Origin of the sequence: Serratia sp. NPDC078593 (assembly GCF_050268245.1) — a bacterium.
In the GTDB taxonomy this organism is placed as follows: Bacteria; Pseudomonadota; Gammaproteobacteria; order Enterobacterales; family Enterobacteriaceae; genus JBNNGK01.
The window spans coordinates 17,718-34,176 of sequence record NZ_JBNNGK010000014.1; the positions used below are offsets into that span (position 1 = coordinate 17,718).

A 16,459-nucleotide genomic window follows, 5' to 3' on the forward strand; every position below is an offset into this window, starting at 1 on the left:
GCTGTTCGGGACTTGAGCACTTACGCTTCAGAGCGTATACTACGCCACCTTTGAGAATCTTGGGTTTGGCGTTAAGAGCCTATCTCAGCAGGTTTCTAACCTGGTGTGTAGTTTCTGAGCTGATGACGAGAGTCTCCTCAGTATGAAGTTTGCTGAGATGGGCTCTAAAGCCTGACGAGGCGGCCATACCCTATACGAAGCTCGAGCTGATTTGATTTTTGGAGAATAGACATGTCCCGAGTCTGCCAAGTTACTGGCAAGCGCCCGGTGAGCGGTAACAACCGTTCCCACGCAATGAACGCGACCAAACGCCGTTTTCTGCCAAACCTGCACTCACACCGTTTTTGGGTTGAGGCTGAGAAGCGCTTTGTAACTCTGCGTGTATCTGCTAAAGGTATGCGTGTTATTGATAAGAAGGGTATTGAGACGGTCTTGGCCGATCTGCGTGCCCGTGGTGAGAAGTATTAAGGAACTGCATCATGGCTAAAGGTGTTCGCGAGAAGATCAAGCTGGTTTCTTCTGCTGGTACTGGTCACTTCTATACCACCACGAAGAACAAGCGTACTAAGCCGGAAAAACTGGAACTGAAGAAATTCGATCCAGTTGTCCGTCAACACGTGATCTACAAAGAAGCTAAAATTAAGTAATCATTAATTTAGTGGATTAATTAAAACCCGGCTTCGGCCGGGTTTTTGCGTTATGTCTGCAGGAGGAGCACACCATGCCTGAATTACCGGAAGTTGAAACCAGCCGTCGTGGTATCGAGCCTTATCTTGTCGGCCACAGTATTCAGTATGCGGTGGTGCGTAATGCCCGTTTGCGCTGGCCGGTTTCGGAGCAAATTCTAACGTTAAGCGATCAGCCGGTACGCAGCGTGCAGCGCCGTGCCAAATATTTGCTGATTGAACTGAATCACGGTTGGATTATTGTGCACCTTGGTATGTCTGGCAGCTTGCGTATGTTGGCCGAGGAAACCGAAGCCGGTAAGCACGACCATGTTGATTTGGTGATGAGCAACGGCATGACACTGCGCTATACCGACCCGCGTCGTTTCGGTGCCTGGCTGTGGTGTGACGATCTTGCAACCAGCAATGTATTGGTCCATTTAGGTCCAGAACCGCTGAGTGACGCGTTTAATGGCCAATACCTGTTTGATAAGTCACGTAACAAACGCACATTGATCAAGCCCTGGCTGATGGATAACAAACTGGTGGTGGGAGTTGGCAATATTTATGCCAGCGAATCACTGTTTACCGCTGGGATTTTGCCTAGCCGGCCGGCGGGGGCGTTGAGCTTGGCGGAGGCTGAATTACTGGCGCAAACCATCAAGACGGTGTTGCTGCGATCGATTGAGCAGGGCGGCACGACGCTGCGTGATTTTCTGCAATCGGACGGTAAACCGGGATATTTTGCCCAGGAATTACAGGTTTATGGTCGGGTGGGGGAACCTTGCCGAGTGTGTGGTACGCCGATAGAAAGTGCCAAGCATGGGCAGCGCAGCACCTTTTTCTGCCGCCGCTGCCAGCATTGATCAATTTGTCGCTAACTTTTCCAGCAGCGCCTGAGTGACGATATCCGGTAAGAACGGTGAAATGTCGCCGCCGTGGCGCGCCACTTCTTTAACTAATGAAGATGAAATAAACGACCACTCTTCTGACGGCATCAGAAACACGCTTTCCAGCGTTGGCATTAAATGACGATTCATATTGGCCAACTGCAATTCATATTCAAAATCCGATACCGCCCGTAGGCCGCGTACCAGGATATTGGCATTTTGATGGGCGGCAAAATGCGCCATCAACTCGCTAAAGCCAAGCACTTCCACGTTATCCAAATGCGATGTCACCTGTGTCGCCAGTGCCACGCGTTCATCTAGGGTGAACAACGGTTTTTTGCTGGGGCTGGCGGCAATAGCCAGAATCACGCGATCGAACATCAATGATGCGCGGGTTACCAAATCCAGATGGCCGTTGGTCATCGGGTCAAAAGTGCCGGGATAGATGGCTTTAGTGGTCATGTTTTACTTCTCAGCGTTGTGATGGCCGAACGCCCATAATGCGGCGTATTTGTTGAAGGTATATTGCGCGTTGACCACCGCTAACAGCAACCCTTGTTTACCGTCCAGAAAGCCAGCGCGAAGCAGCCAGGTTTTACAAAAGGCCCCTAGCGTATGGGTGAGAATGGCAGCATAACCGCAGCGCTTACCCGCTGCGTGGCGTTGGTTGGCCCACTCCTGCGCATAGTGTAGCTGTTTACGTTGGAAGGCAAAGAAATCGCGGCAGGTCAGATGCAACAAATCCCCACGCAATGGCACAATGCGGGCGTTGCCGGTGACCACTGACTCATGCACCAGATCATCGTTATAACGATAGCGTTCGCGGGCGTACAGGCGATTTACCCGATCGGGATACCAACCGCTGTGGCGCATAAAGCGGCCAAGAAACAGATTGCGGCGGCCCAGGCTGTAAACCACACTGTCATCAGCGTTATTAAGCACTTGCTCAATGGCGTTGCGCAGTTCCGGGGTAACCCGTTCATCGGCATCGATCATCAAAACATAGTCACAGCTGGCGTAGCTTTGTGCCATTTGGCGTTGTTTGCCAAAACCTTGCCAGTCGCTATTGATGAACACTTTTGCACCCAGATCGTTGGCAATGGAACGGGTTGCGTCTTGGCTACCGGCATCAAGCACGATGATTTCATCTGCCCAGTTGACCGATTGCAGGCAATCCGGCAGTAGGTCGGCCTCGTTTTTCGCGATCATCACTACCGACAGACTTTTGCGGTTGCCCATTAGTGACTCCGAGGTGGCAGATAAGGCTCCAGCAATTGCAGCAGACGCTGCAGCGCACCTTGGTTTTGATACAGGACTTCGACGGCATGGCGGCCGTAGTAACGCCGGTAGTCTTCATCCGTCAGCAGCGTCGTCACTTCTTTGACCAGTGAATCGGCGTCAGTGATGGTGATCAGCCCTTCCGCTTGTGAAAGCTTGGCGCAAATATCTTTGAAATTAAACGTATGTGGGCCCATCAGCACCGGAATCGCGTGGGCGGCGGCTTCTAATGGGTTATGCCCGCCCCGTTCGACTAGGCTCCCTCCAACGAACGCCAAATCGGCAATACCATACAGCAGCATGAGTTCGCCCATGGTGTCGCCGATCACCACTTGGGTACTGCTAGACGGTATCTCACCGCTGCTACGCGTGGTGTAACTCAACCCCGCTTTTTGCGTCAACTCTTTTGCCGTTGGGAAGCGTTCTGGGTGACGTGGTACCAGAATTAGCAGCAGGTCGGGGTGGTTTTCTAATAGTTTACGATGCGCGGCCAGCAGAATGGACTCTTCGCCCTCGTGCGTGCTGGTGGCTATCCATACCGGGCGACGGGGGGCCCATTGACGCCGCAGCGTAACGGCACGCGCCGCGAGTTCTGGCGTGACGGAAATATCAAACTTCAGGCTGCCGGTCACGGTTAGCTGTGAGCGCTTCAAACCCAATTCGATAAAGCGATCGCCATCTTCCTGATTTTGCGCGGCAATCAACGTAATACGGCGCAACATGTCACGGACGAAACCGCCAATTTTCTGGTAACCCGCCGCAGAGCGGGCAGAAAGCCGCGCATTGGCAATGACCAGTGGAATGTCGCGCTGATGCAGTGCGTTGATCATATTTGGCCAGAGCTCGGTTTCCATGATGATGACGAGTTTTGGTTTCACGTGGTCAAGGAAGCGGCGCATGGAGCCGGGCAGATCGTAGGGCAGATAAACGTGATGAACATCTTTACCGAAGGCTGACTGAACACGCTCTGAACCTGTTGGTGTCATCGTGGTCACAGTAATCGGTAAATAGGGATAGCGGTGGCGCAGCGCGCGTACTAACGGAATGGCTGCGAGTGTTTCACCGACCGAAACGGAATGCAGCATGATGCCTCCGGGCACCACTTTCCCTGCGCAGAAGCCATAGCGTTCTGCCCAGCGTTTGCGGTAGGCTGGAGCTTTGCGGCTGCGCAGCAATAAGCGGAGCCAGATCAGGGGTTGGATAAGGTAGAGTAATACCTGATATAAACGCAGCAACATTCTATCAATTTCATTTATATGGGTTATTCGGAATAGTACCATAACTGGAAGAGAAAGGCGCTAATTTGGTAACCTGGTGTGTCAGTTTCAGACGACGGGCGAGTGATTTCGCCGATAGGTTTGATATGAAAAATATTTTAATTATTCGCCGCGATAACATTGGCGATCTGGTTTGTACGACACCGTTGATTGAGGGGGTAAAAATTGCTTATCCCGATGCTAAACTTTATCTCTTAATCAATAAAATAAGCGCAGACGTTATAAAAAACAACCCGCATATCGAACATGTTTTCGTCTACAAAAAAGTAAAGCATAAAACAAAAAAGGAAACGACGCTGGGTGTGTATTTTGAACGGTTGATCATTTTTTTAAAATTACGAAAAATACGGTTTGATGTGGCCATTTTAGCTAACCCCGAACCGTGCAAATACAGTTTGCGTCTGGCGAAAATGGCTGGGGCCAAATATATCATCGGTGCCGATCTGGGGGCACCTGGCATGACGCAGCCATTCAAACCTGGCGATTTTCGTGGCACGCATCAGGTGGAGCGGACATTTAGCTATCTTTCGGCTCTCACTAAACGGCAGATACCGATTCCACCGGTACGGGTATATTTAACCGCGCAAGAGCAACAACTGGCGCAACAGCGCATACAGGCACGTTTGCCGGGGGCGAAACGAATCTGCGCGGTGCATATCAGCAGTCGCATTGCCAATCGCCGTTGGCCATTGGAGCGTTACGCCGAGATTATCCGCCGTTTAACCCACAATCCGGCTCAGTCGGTGCTGGTCTTCTGGTCGCCGCCGGGGACGCTGGCACCGGATGATATTGGCGATCAAAAACGTGCAGAGCAACTGTTGGCGCAGTGTCAGAGTGAACGCGTTGCACTCTATCCAACCGCTTCTGTTCGTGAACTGTTAGCGGCATTTGATTTATGTGATTGGGTATTATGCAGCGATGGAGGGCAAATGCATTTGGCGGCTGCACTCAATAAACATCAAGTTGTCTTCTTTGGCGATACGGATATTAATATCTGGCATCCATGGTCAGGTAAATATGAAATACTGCAAACCGAGTCTGGCGATTGTATTGATGTGAGCGTTGAGGATGTTTGGGAAAAAATAGAACGATTACTGCCGTAAAAACTACCTGCCGGCAGACGTAGCTGGCAGGTAATAAATTTTATTTTTCAATTAATGAAATGTATTTATCTAAAATACACTCGTAATCGAATTTACGATACATTTCTGGGGTAATCTGGGGCGGTGTATCCCACGCGAGCCGTAATTTTTTTGCCAATGCTGGCGCGTTCATTTCCGACATGTACTCCGCTAACTCTCCGTCCATGATTTCGGCTATACCTCCGGGGCTATTCGTACTGACAATCGGCGTGTGGCAAATTAACGCTTCAATGAGCACGGTAGGCAAACCTTCACTGTCAGAGCTAAGTGCCACTAGACGAGCCCCACGGATAACGGGCAGGGGGTTTTGAAGAAATCCTGCCAAAATCACCCGATCTTGAAGATTAAGTGCGCTAATTTTTGCTTTGATTGCCGCCGTTACCGCCTCTTCCCCTTGCCCTATCAATATCAGTTTGCCGGGCAATTGCGCCAGCGCAAAGGCTTCTAACAGGCGATCGTGACGCTTGACCTGATGAAAACGTCCGACGTGCAGAATATAGTCTTCTCCGGCAAACGGGTTAACGGCGTGAGCACGCTCAACTATTTCTGGAATATTGAAGGGATTATAGATGGTGAGTAGCTGTGCGGGCTTGATACCAACCTGCTGCAGCAGGTCTTGCCCCACGGCATCAGATACGGTGATTAACCGACGGTTTTTGTAGACCTGCTGTATTTTTCGCTGTTTTATCCAACGTCGCAGGCCGGTTTTATTCCCCAAGTATGAACGAGAAAACATCCCATGAATGCAGTGCCAAACCGGGCAGGTTTGCAGCACGGTAGAGCGAACAACGATGCGATCGGTCTTATGCAGATTAGAAATGACCAACGCTGGGCGACCGGCTTTGGCGAAAAGCGCTGGCAGTAGCCGATCAAGAGAGGCGGCTCGGCGAGAAAGCTCGGTCAATTTATGCAGCGGACCTTTTCCGCTATCTTGGTCGATAATATAATTAATCCCTGCGGGAATATCGTAATCTCGGCGGCTGCTTAAGGACAGGAGAGTGACAACGAATCCACGCTGACTCATGCCTTCAGCCAACGCCAACGTGACTTTTTCTGCGCCCCCGCCAGGTAGACCATCGATAATGAACAAAATATGTTGTTTCATACAGATAAGAGTCTTTGATAAAGGCCCAAAAGCTGTTGGGATAAATGGGTTGGGGTTTCAGACAGAATGCGTTGGCGTGCTGCTTCCCCCATTGATGACCCCTCGGCGCGGCGTGGGAGTGCGCGAATGGCTTCGGCGATCGTGATAACATCCAGTGCATCAGTCACATAACCGTTTTGTCCTGATATGATAAATTCAGCACCGCCACAGGTTGTACTGGTGATAACCGGTAAACCGCAGGACATGGCTTCCAAAATAACGTTCGGGAATGGGTCATACAGTGTGGGTAGCAACAGCGCATCAGCGGCCTGATAAAACGGTAATGTTTGTTTCTGTACGCCCATGAATCGTACGCGCTCACCGCAGCCTAGCGATTGTGCCAGCGCCCGATAACGCTTTTCCGCTTTATCTTTGCCGACAACCAGCAGGTAACTGTCGGTTGTCGCGATCGCACGGATTGCGGCCGCTAGCCCTTTACGCTCAAAGCCCGAGCCAACAAAAATCAAACAATGAGCCTGAAGCGGGATCTGATATTGCTGGCGCAACGATTGTCTGAGTTGTTCATTGGCCGGCAGGAATTTTTGGTTGTCGATGGCGTTGTAAATCACGTTGATTTTATCGGCGGGTACACCGAAATCATCAATAATTTCTTGTTTGATCATTTCTGCGTTACAGATCACCGCTTTTAACTCGGGGGCGGCGTACATCGCGCGTTCTGCACACATCACATAGCGGTGGTAATGATTGGAGAATAACCACTTGCGACGCCATACGGGCAGTAGACGCGCGCGCTGTAATAACCAGCGACGGTGAACGCCATCACCGGCACGGTAAATATCACAGCCCGCAATGCGCTCATGGCTTTGCACCAGATCGAACTTTTCTTTTTGCCAAAGCGTGCGGGCCGCTTCGGCAAAACCGCGCTCGCGGCTGATGCGGCCGAATTTCATCGGATTACATAAATGAATATGCCAGTTTGGATTGGTTGCACCCTGCCATTCACGGGTAATAACGTTCAGATCAAGGTCTTGCTGCTCCAGTGCTTCGAGCGCGCGGGAAACGAAACGTTCGGCTCCGCCATCCGGTCGATATTTTTGACGAACGATCGCCAAACGAAATGCTTTCATGAAAGCTGGCTCCGCGCGGCTTCAATCACCGCGTCTGTAGGAATAAGGTCAAGGTAGCGTTTATCGGTGCCGGTATTAATATCATCCGGATCGGGCAATGCGCCATAATCGCCAGCCCAAATTACTTGGCCGATCGCGTGCCATGGCCGCCAGAATGTGAGTTTCGATGGGCCGAAAAGCGCGATGCATGGCGTTTGCAACGCGGCGGCCATATGCATGGGCACCGAGTCGACGCCGATAAACAGGGTGGCATGATCGATCAATGCGGCTAGTTGCGGCAATGTGAGCTGCCCGGCTAACGACACGACACCTTGTGGCGGGCATTGAGATAAAATACGTTCGACCATTTGACGCTCGTTCGTCTCTGGGCCCGAACTGATGACGATGGTGTGGCCGTCGGCATGCAGTGCACTGATTGTGGCGGCCATTTTCTCTTCGCTCCAACATTTGAATAACCAGCGCGAAGTGGGTTGCACTACGATATAACTATCGCTGATATTCTGTTGTAGCAATAACCCTTCACATGTTTGCCAGTCGTGCGGCGCATAACTCATGGTAACGCGAGTATCGACGGCTTCGAGACCCAACGGTTGCAGCAGTGACAGATTTTGCTCGACCGTGTGCAGATTAACATGCTGACTGACCGGCACCAGATGTGTGTGGCAGTGACGCCATAAATAACCACGGCGTTTAGGGAAGTCAAAACCCAAGCGGATGCGTGCGCCGAGAAGGCGAGTAAGCAGTGCGCTACGCCACTGGTCGGCGAGATTCACCACGACGTCATAATGACGGGCTTGCAGTTGGCGAATCAAACGTAGCTCATGCCGGATATGGGCCAGTGTCCCCTGTTTCTTCCATTGGCGGTCTATTTCCCATACGTTTGACAGTGCTGGATTACTGGCCAGCATGTCTCGTGTTTCTTTATACAGCAACACGTCAATTTGCGCATCGGGATAGTTGGCTTTCAGCGTATTGATCACCGGCGTGGTTAGCAGCATGTCACCGTGGTGGCGCAGCTTGACGATCAAAATACGCTGTATGGATAGGGCTGGGATCTGTGCTGGCGCGTCGTTCATCATGATTCGCTATATGGGAAACCAATGGATGATTCTAAATGACGCTCTGCCATGTGGCTACTATTGCAGATCTTTCTCGTAAAGAAGTCAGGAAATGGCAGCAAAAAGGCGTCAAACTAAGTTCAATAATTTCCAAACCAGCTGGTGAAGTCATTTGCCGTGAACCGCGGAGCTGCGTAACATAATATATAACTATAGATATCAGGTGCGATATTCATGACTAAGCCGGCTTTTATCATCACTATTGATACCGAAGGCGATAACCTGTGGCAAAACCACGATCGTATTGCTACGGAAAACACCCGTTTTTTGCCGCGCTTTCAAGCGTTGTGTGAAAAATATGCCTTTAAGCCGGTTTATCTGACCAATTATGAAATGGCGGTTGACCCGCAATACGTTGAGTTTGCACGCGATGTTATTGCACGCGGTACAGGCGAGGTCGGGATGCATCTACATGCCTGGAACAGCCCGCCGTTATCGCCGCTGACCGATGATGACTGGCGGCATAAGCCGTATTTGATTGAATACCCAGCCGATCAAATTCGAGCCAAGGTCGATCACATGACCAAGCTGTTGGAGGACGCATTTCAAACCAAAATGCTCAGCCACCGTGCGGGGCGTTGGGCGTTTAATGAATATTATGCGGGCTTATTGATGGAGTACGGCTATCAGATCGATTGTTCTGTCACGCCACGCGTCAACTGGCAGTTTTCGCCGGGCAATCCGCAAGGCAGTGGTGGCACCGATTATCGTCATTTTCCGTCGCATGCCTATTTTATCGATCCAAACAATATTGCGCGTTCCGGTCAGTCCAGTCTGCTTGAGGTGCCAATGAGTATTCAGTACAAGCATTCAGGGCTGATGAATACGCTCAAACAAGGTTATGACCGGCTGCGTGGTAAACAACGTTCACCTTCGGTGCACTGGTTACGCCCGACCGGTAATAATCTCGATAAAATGCAATGGGTAGCCGAACGTTCATTGGCTCAGGGGCATGATTACGTGGAGTTTATGCTGCACTCCTCTGAATTTATGCCCGGTGGTAGCCCAACCTTTAAAAACGAACAGGATATTGAGGCGTTATACCGCGATTTGGAGCAGTTCTTTAGTTGGATACATGATGTCGCCGTTGGCAAAACTTTGGCGGAATATTACTTGGATAAAGTTAGTGCAAAATGAGAGAAAATAAGAAAGTAAAAATTGGGCTCTGTCATTTGATTCTTAACCTGTTTTTTCGGCGGGCAAAAGCTACGCCTGAAAAACAGCGCGCTTTATCTACTGTCGAGTTCGACAGTATCCTCATCTATTCCACCACGGCATTGGGCGATTACATGTTCAACTCGCCAGCGTTGCGGGCTATTCGGCAACGTTATCCTTCAGCCAGGATTACATTAGTCGCTCATTCTAAATATAAAAGCTTGTTGACCCGGCGTGATTTTTACGATGATGTCTTGTTTTGGACCAATAAGCTCAGCGATATGTTTACGTTGGTTAAACAGGCCAGGCAATGTAAACCACAATTAGCTATTTTACTGCATTCCCATCTGCCGTATGACATTGTCAGTGCCGCCATGGCCGGCTGCCAATATATTGTGCGCGATAATTATGCCAAGCCTATAGGCAAGATGCAGCACTGGTTGGCCTACGGTTTAGATGAGTTCGATGAACACGTTATTGCACGAAAAATGAAATTGGTTGCTGCTTTAGGTTGCCAAACCGATAACGTCGATATGGCATTACCCTGTTCGTATGAAAAACAGCCAAAACCAGAAGGCATCATTCGTGTTGGTTTCCAATTAGGGGCTTCGACACCTGTTCGCTGTTGGCCACCAGAATATTACGCAGCGCTGGCCAAACAATTGATCGCCAGGGATAGCGCTATTGAAATCGTGTTGATTGGTTCTGCTGAAGAAAGGGGGTTGGCAGAAGCGTTATTGCATCATTTAGATCCGACTTTGCAGCGTAATATTACCAGCTATGTGGGCAAAACCACCTTGCCGCAATTATTGGGCGTCATTGCGTCAATGGACTTACTGGTAACCGGCGATACCGGGCCATTCCATTTGGCTATTTCGTTACGCGTGCCGACATTAAGCCTGTTTGTCACCGAGGACCCGCGACGTAGCGGCCCTTATCAGGATCGTGATCAACATCAACAGATCTACTTACCGCTTAGCGATCCTCGCGTTGTTGATAGGGAAGAACCATTGAGGGCAATCTCCATCGATGATGTGTTTAGCCGAGTCGTGGGAATGTTGGGTGTTTGATAAGAAAAGAGCGCGTGAAGCGCTCTCAGACGGCTGACAAAACCCATTATTAGGCAAAGCGTGGCGGTGGGGTCATAGTGGCGTAAGCTACCGGAGCGCCCCTCGCTACTTGAGGCCCGGGTATCTCGGGCCATCAGGCGACTTCGACATCAACCTCGATACGCTTTTTTGATTCAGTTAATCGCAATATCCTTGAGGATTTTTTTGTTGCCAGTTCCATGCGTCGCGCATAATTTCCTTTAAGCCACGCTGTGCTTTCCAACCCAGTTTTTCTTCAGCCAATGCGGCATCCGCCCAGCATTCGGCAATATCACCCGGGCGGCGCGGTGCAATTTGATAAGCGACTTGACGACCAGAAGCGTGTTCAAAGGCATGAATCATTTGCAACACGGAGTAGCCTACGCCGGTACCCAAGTTGTATACGGTAATGCCTTTGCTACTACTGATATTGTCCAGCGCTTTCAGATGACCTTCGGCCAAATCCATGACGTGGATATAATCGCGTACACCGGTGCCGTCAGGGGTTGGGTAGTCATCACCAAATACCGCCAAACGCTCCAGTTTACCGATGGCAACTTGGGCGACATACGGCATCAGATTGTTAGGGATACCGTTAGGATCTTCGCCAATCAGGCCGGATTCGTGTGCGCCTACCGGATTAAAATAACGCAGGATAGTGATTGAGAATGCCGGCTCGGCGTTAGCAAAATCTTGCAGGATCTGCTCGACCATCAGCTTGGAGGTACCGTAGGGGTTAGTCGTACCCCCGACACGTGATGTTTCACGCAGGGGAACCTGCTCCGGTGTGCCGTACACGGTTGCAGAAGAGCTGAAAATAAATTGGTTAACACCTGCCTGACGCATTTCGTCGAGTAAAACCAGTGTGCCGGAGACGTTGTTTTGGTAGTACTCTAACGGTTTGACGGTTGATTCGCCCACGGCTTTCAGACCCGCAAAATGAATCACGCAAGAGATACGGTGTTTGGCAAAAATGTGTTTGAGCGCGGCTCTGTCCATCACATCATTAGGATAAAATGTGGCCTGCTTGCCGGTGATCTCTGCGACGCGTTGCAGTGAAACTGAAGAGGCATTAACCAGGTTATCAAGCACCACAACCTCTTCATTCCGTTCCAGCAAGGTGAGGACAGTATGTGAACCAATATATCCTGCACCACCCGTTACTAAAATAGCCATGGGAACTCCCCGTTTTAAATTCAATTTTTCTGCGCGTTAATCCCGATGCTGTTCAGGCCAGAGCGCTGTAGACAGAGATAGATAGCCAACATCAGGGTAAGATTAGTGACATAGCGGTGATCGATAAATAATGTATCTACTGCTCCAATCACTAAGGTGGGCAACAAAAGCAACAACAATACCGCCTTGGTATGCGAGTACTTAATGCTGGCATGAATAATGAGTAAGTAGAAAAATATCAGCGCCAAAATTCCGAGTAGGCCTTGCAATGAACCCGCTTCAATAAAGTCATTATGAAGATGAAAAGTGAGGTTACGCAAGGCTTCTGGATTGCCCCCTTCATACTGATTGATATATTGTGCTGTGATCTTGAGACGAGAGGCGGCGCTTTGCCCTTCGGGCATCTGTTCTATGGCATGAGCTCCCGCTTTCCACATACTGATCCGCGCTCCAATGGAGGAGTTACCGTCACCTTTTTGATAGTTGGCCAGTTCATTGACGCTATTAGCGAGTCGCTCTGTGGCGGTGGTAAATAAATAGTAGGTGGCCGTGGCGGAAGCCAAGAAAACGAAAAATCCTATCAGCATGTTCTTGCAGGAGAAATGGTGTTTCCTGAACAACAATAGGAGCAAGAAAATGGGATAACCTAATAACGAAGATCGCGTTTCCGTGAGTAGGATAACCCACAGGCTAAGCAGGATAACGATAGCGATGGCAAGATGTTTGTAACGCGATTGCCAGCCAGTTAAGACATAAACGGTTAACAACGACTGCAAAACATAAATATATGCTGTCATGGTAGCGACCGTATTAATTTCCAGTCTTTTTTCCGGCGATTGCTCATGAAGATATAGTGCAATGCTCGTCGCGTAAAAAAAACCAATGACTAATAAGCCTTTAGCAAATGTTATGATTTTATGATCGAGTTTTTCTCGTAAGGAACCCAGTGTAAAAATAAGTACCGCACCACATAGCAGGCGGGTTGCGCTGGTGAGATATTCCTCGTTGATTTCTAAAGACTCTAATGCGGGAAAGCGCCATAGCCAAAAAGCTTGGCTAATGCTTACGCAAAATACGGCAATTGCCGTAAGAATGACATCACGTGATAGCGTACGAGGCCTGCTGAAAATAAATGCAATAATGGCAAACAGCGTAGCCAGGTAAAACGCGTTCCGGTTAACGGTGCTATCCGTTAAGCTTGTGGATACGGCAATCACAACCAACAAAAAGGCGAGCGAGAGAGGATTGATTGTTTTTAATTTATGAAACATGAAAGGCTCTGCTCAAGATTTTTAACAAACAGTGTGTAATCGAATTGCGTATTGGCATGCTGTAACGCATTTTTGCTGAATGTCAGATATTGGCGCTGACGGATGATATTAATAATTTGTTGAGCGCACTCGTCCGGAGCCAGTACTAAAGGCGGCATCAGTTGTTGTTTGACGGCGTTGAACACATCATGTGGGAAATCAATATTGATACCTGTCAGGGCATAATATTGCTCAAATGTTAATCTCGGCTCAATGCCTATACCACATTTACCATCAGGAATAACTTCAGGCTGCCCATCTATTAAGGGGAAAATCACCGGTACCGCATGATATAAGGCCTCCAGACAGGATAAACCAAAAGACTCAGTGACAGGAGTGCTGATATAGAAATCGATACGGTTGAAAAAAGACGTTAAATCTTGTTGAAAACCAAGAAAATGAACGTGTTTTTCAAGCTTCAGTTTAGCGACTAACTTGCGTAATGCTTCTTCATCCGGCCCCTTGCCGGCAATATACAATTCTGCAGAGATGTTGTTTTTCAATAGTTCTTGCAGAGTTAGGATAGAAACACCGATTCCTTTTAAAGAAACCAAACGAGAGGCTGTACCCAGTACCACATGCGTCGTGGGTTCAACCGTTTTGGGTGTGATAGGAATTACCGGTGGTGGCACACAATTACTAACGATCTCGATGGGACAAGTCAGATTGAAACGTTCTTCCATCACACGTTTGGAGGCATAGCTGACAGCGATGCAGCCATCAACTTTCGCGAAAAAGCCTAACGTTTTATTATTTAATGGAAAACGCCAAGAGCAGCCATGATCATAATAAATGGTCTTACTGTTTCTAATCTTACGCTTCAAGTTAGGAACGAAATCCCAAAAAATCACCAGGTCTGCTTGTTGTTTTTCAATTTTTTTTAGTAATGCTAATTTACGCAGAAATACAGGCAACTTTAACGGGGCGCTATTCGTCAGGCGATTGGCAAAAACGACCGGTGTATTACCTAACCCATCGGCAATTTCTGGCGCAATGTGATTACTGATGCATAGGATGCTGTCACTGCCTGACGTTGTATTATGCAGGAACTGAAGAAAAATTTTTTCTGCACCGCCCATTTTTCCTAAGTTGATAACGTGTAACCGCTTCATGGGTATTGTTCCTGCAGCAAGGCAAATACGTCGATAGCTGAAATTGTTTTCATCGAATTATTATCAGATTTTTTGGACACCTGATTTTGCCCGTATCCGCCAATCAGCCCCGGATCGGTAGGGCCGAACAGGGTAATATTCGGACGGTCGAGCGCGGCGGTCAGGTGGCTTAGGCCAGTATCTACGGATACGACCCCGTGCGCGTTGGCTAGCACCGTGGCAATCTGTTGTAGGCTGAGCTTCGGCAACACTTCTACATGAGAGAAACCTTCCGCTAGCCGTTGTGCGCGCTGGTGTTCATGCTCAGCGCCCCAAGGGAGCTTAATCTTCAGCCCGGTCGGTTCAACCAGAGCAATCAGTTCACGCCAGTTTTCCTCCGGCCAGTGTTTTTCGTCACGCGTGGTGGCATGTAGGAACACCAAATATTGCCCGGCATCCGATTGCGGTTGATTGAGAAAACGGGCGGCAATGCCATAGTCGCCATAGGCCGCTGGTTTTGCATAGCCTAGGCTTTTAGCAAACAGTTCGCGCGTGCGTTCCACGGCATGTTGCTGCCGATCAATCTCATGGCGATGATTGTAGAACCAACTGGCGAAGGGCTCACGCGCACTCTTACAATCTTGTCCATGCTTGCTGCCTTTGGCGATACGCGTCACCAGCGCTGCACTTTTGATCAACCCTTGCGCATCGATGACGATGTCATAGTTGCGTTCCTGCACCTGACGTTTGAAATCGCAACGTTGCTGACGTGTTTCGCTGCCGAACCAGTTTTTTCGCCAACGGCGAATGGCGACGGGAATCACGCGATCGACTGCCGGATGCCAGGTCGGGATCTGGCTAAAACCCTCTTCGACGACCCAATCGAAACGGATGCCGGGAATGGCATTCATGGCGTCCGTTAGCGCAGGCAAGGTATGGAGCACATCCCCCATGGAAGAGGTTTTAACGATCAACACTTGCATGATTATTCCTCGCTGGCGGCAAGTAATGGCGTCAGCGCGTCCAACACTTGTAGGGGCTGAATGTCGATCAGACTCTGGTGATAGCCCTGATCCGCATCGCCTTTACGCACTTTATGATAGCCGCTGATGAGGCGGATAACTTTTGCCTTATCGGATAGCGGAGGCGTAAAGTCCGGACTGCTTGGGCCGTACAAGGCTATCAAAGGTTTGTTCAACGCAGCGGCAACGTGCATCAAACCAGAATCATTACTGACTACCGCTTGGCAAGAGGCAATCAAAATGACCGCTTGTTCCAGCTGGGTTTCGCCGGCTAGGTTGATACAGTAATCGCGCATCTCTTCGACCAGCGCTGCACGGATTTGTTCACCGGCTTCATGGTCTTTGGCGGAACCGAACAAAGCGACCTGATAGCCTTGTTCGATCAGCATATGTGCTAACTGAGCATAATGGTAATGTGGCCAACGCTTGGCTGGGCCGAATTCTGCACCCGGGCAAAATCCTATCGTTGGACGTTCATCGGTCAGATTGAAAGCGGAAGCGGTTTCAGCAATTTCTTCGTCGCTGACCTGCAATTGCGGCCACAGTAACGGATGCGGCAGATCTTCTGCGCGTTGAACCCGATTTTTATCGTAGGCCAGTGCCACATAGCGCTGCACCATTAACGGAAACGCGTTTTTATCCAATACGCGGAGGTCATTGAGCAGGCCGTAACGCATTTCACCACGCCAGCCACTACGCAGTGGCACATGGGCAAAGAAGGGCACCAGCGCTGATTTAAACGAGTTCGGCAACACATAAGCGCGGTCGTAGCCGGTGGCTCGCAGTTCGCGGCCCAGTCGATAACGTTCGCCGATCGCCAACGCGCCATGGCCCAATGGCATGGAGAGTGCTCGGTTGACTTCAGGCATTCGTGCCAGCAGTGGACGGCACCAGCTTGGTGCCATCACATCAATTTCTGCCGACGGGTATTCGGCCTTTAGGGTGCGGTAGAGACTTTGCGACATCATCATATCGCCAACCCAGGAAGGGCCGATAACCAGTATTTTCATACCGT

General features: G+C 49.7%; 17 protein-coding genes. 6 read left to right on the forward strand and 11 right to left on the reverse strand.

Going from position 1 to position 16,459, the window contains the following annotated elements; translation table 11 throughout:
- Window positions 1-231: 231 nt before the first annotated feature.
- The 3 genes from rpmB (at window position 232) to mutM (ending at window position 1,531) form a co-directional block, all read left to right on the forward strand.
- On the forward strand, window positions 232-468 hold the full coding sequence (rpmB, locus tag ACQKDS_RS15210) for a 50S ribosomal protein L28 (protein ID WP_004931195.1): 237 nt from the start codon (window positions 232-234) through the stop codon (window positions 466-468).
- A gap of 11 nt (window positions 469-479) precedes the next feature.
- The gene (gene rpmG, locus ACQKDS_RS15215) at window positions 480-647 is read left to right on the forward strand and encodes a 50S ribosomal protein L33 (protein WP_004392084.1); all 168 of its coding nucleotides are present in this window, start codon (window positions 480-482) and stop codon (window positions 645-647) included.
- A gap of 74 nt (window positions 648-721) precedes the next feature.
- A complete protein-coding gene (gene mutM / locus ACQKDS_RS15220; protein WP_399672357.1) occupies window positions 722-1,531 on the forward strand; it encodes a bifunctional DNA-formamidopyrimidine glycosylase/DNA-(apurinic or apyrimidinic site) lyase in 810 nt (269 codons plus the stop codon).
- Here the strand turns inward: mutM and coaD are convergent, their stop codons facing one another.
- Genes coaD through waaA form a run of 3 tightly spaced genes read right to left on the reverse strand, consistent with a single transcriptional unit; the run spans window position 1,532 to window position 4,071 of the window.
- Window positions 1,532-2,017: a pantetheine-phosphate adenylyltransferase gene (gene coaD, locus ACQKDS_RS15225; protein ID WP_399672355.1), complete on the reverse strand. Its 486-nt coding sequence runs from the start codon at window positions 2,015-2,017 to the stop codon at window positions 1,532-1,534.
- A gap of 3 nt (window positions 2,018-2,020) precedes the next feature.
- Window positions 2,021-2,794, reverse strand: coding sequence for a glycosyltransferase family 2 protein (locus ACQKDS_RS15230; protein WP_399672353.1), 774 nt, complete (start codon window positions 2,792-2,794; stop codon window positions 2,021-2,023).
- Window positions 2,794-4,071: a lipid IV(A) 3-deoxy-D-manno-octulosonic acid transferase gene (waaA, locus tag ACQKDS_RS15235; RefSeq protein WP_399672351.1), complete on the reverse strand. Its 1,278-nt coding sequence runs from the start codon at window positions 4,069-4,071 to the stop codon at window positions 2,794-2,796. The genes ACQKDS_RS15230 and waaA overlap by 1 nt, the downstream gene beginning before the upstream one ends.
- A gap of 125 nt (window positions 4,072-4,196) precedes the next feature.
- Here waaA and ACQKDS_RS15240 point away from each other — a divergent pair, with 125 nt between their 5' ends.
- Entirely contained in the window at window positions 4,197-5,213 is a 1,017-nt protein-coding gene (locus tag ACQKDS_RS15240) for a glycosyltransferase family 9 protein (protein ID WP_399672349.1), read from the forward strand.
- Window positions 5,214-5,253: 40 nt separating this feature from the next.
- Here ACQKDS_RS15240 and ACQKDS_RS15245 read toward each other — a convergent pair whose 3' ends face one another.
- The 3 genes from ACQKDS_RS15245 to rfaQ are packed head-to-tail and all read right to left on the reverse strand — an operon-like array spanning window position 5,254 to window position 8,563.
- Window positions 5,254-6,357 (reverse strand): glycosyltransferase, encoded by a 1,104-nt coding sequence (locus tag ACQKDS_RS15245; protein WP_399672347.1) that lies wholly within the window; start codon window positions 6,355-6,357, stop codon window positions 5,254-5,256.
- Entirely contained in the window at window positions 6,354-7,484 is a 1,131-nt protein-coding gene (locus ACQKDS_RS15250; RefSeq protein WP_399672345.1) for a glycosyltransferase family 4 protein, read from the reverse strand. Before ACQKDS_RS15250 ends, ACQKDS_RS15245 begins: the two co-directional genes overlap by 4 nt.
- Window positions 7,481-8,563 (reverse strand): putative lipopolysaccharide heptosyltransferase III, encoded by a 1,083-nt coding sequence (gene rfaQ, locus ACQKDS_RS15255; RefSeq protein ID WP_399672343.1) that lies wholly within the window; start codon window positions 8,561-8,563, stop codon window positions 7,481-7,483. Before rfaQ ends, ACQKDS_RS15250 begins: the two co-directional genes overlap by 4 nt.
- A gap of 213 nt (window positions 8,564-8,776) precedes the next feature.
- Here rfaQ and ACQKDS_RS15260 point away from each other — a divergent pair, with 213 nt between their 5' ends.
- Both ACQKDS_RS15260 and ACQKDS_RS15265 read left to right on the forward strand, forming a co-directional pair.
- Window positions 8,777-9,739: a polysaccharide deacetylase family protein gene (locus ACQKDS_RS15260; protein WP_399672341.1), complete on the forward strand. Its 963-nt coding sequence runs from the start codon at window positions 8,777-8,779 to the stop codon at window positions 9,737-9,739.
- Entirely contained in the window at window positions 9,736-10,827 is a 1,092-nt protein-coding gene (locus ACQKDS_RS15265; RefSeq protein WP_399672339.1) for a glycosyltransferase family 9 protein, read from the forward strand. The genes ACQKDS_RS15260 and ACQKDS_RS15265 overlap by 4 nt, the downstream gene beginning before the upstream one ends.
- A 177-nt stretch (window positions 10,828-11,004) precedes the next feature.
- Here the strand turns inward: ACQKDS_RS15265 and galE are convergent, their stop codons facing one another.
- The 5 genes from galE to rfaF are packed head-to-tail and all read right to left on the reverse strand — an operon-like array spanning window position 11,005 to window position 16,454.
- Window positions 11,005-12,021 (reverse strand): UDP-glucose 4-epimerase GalE, encoded by a 1,017-nt coding sequence (gene galE / locus ACQKDS_RS15270; RefSeq protein WP_399672337.1) that lies wholly within the window; start codon window positions 12,019-12,021, stop codon window positions 11,005-11,007.
- A gap of 20 nt (window positions 12,022-12,041) precedes the next feature.
- The gene (locus tag ACQKDS_RS15275; RefSeq protein ID WP_399672335.1) at window positions 12,042-13,292 is read right to left on the reverse strand and encodes an O-antigen ligase family protein; all 1,251 of its coding nucleotides are present in this window, start codon (window positions 13,290-13,292) and stop codon (window positions 12,042-12,044) included.
- On the reverse strand, window positions 13,277-14,443 hold the full coding sequence (locus tag ACQKDS_RS15280) for a glycosyltransferase (protein WP_399672333.1): 1,167 nt from the start codon (window positions 14,441-14,443) through the stop codon (window positions 13,277-13,279). The genes ACQKDS_RS15275 and ACQKDS_RS15280 overlap by 16 nt, the downstream gene beginning before the upstream one ends.
- Entirely contained in the window at window positions 14,440-15,405 is a 966-nt protein-coding gene (gene rfaC, locus ACQKDS_RS15285) for a lipopolysaccharide heptosyltransferase RfaC (protein ID WP_399672331.1), read from the reverse strand. Before rfaC ends, ACQKDS_RS15280 begins: the two co-directional genes overlap by 4 nt.
- Window positions 15,406-15,407: 2 nt before the next feature.
- A complete protein-coding gene (gene rfaF, locus ACQKDS_RS15290; protein WP_399672329.1) occupies window positions 15,408-16,454 on the reverse strand; it encodes an ADP-heptose--LPS heptosyltransferase RfaF in 1,047 nt (348 codons plus the stop codon).
- Between the last annotated feature and the right edge of the window lie 5 nt (window positions 16,455-16,459).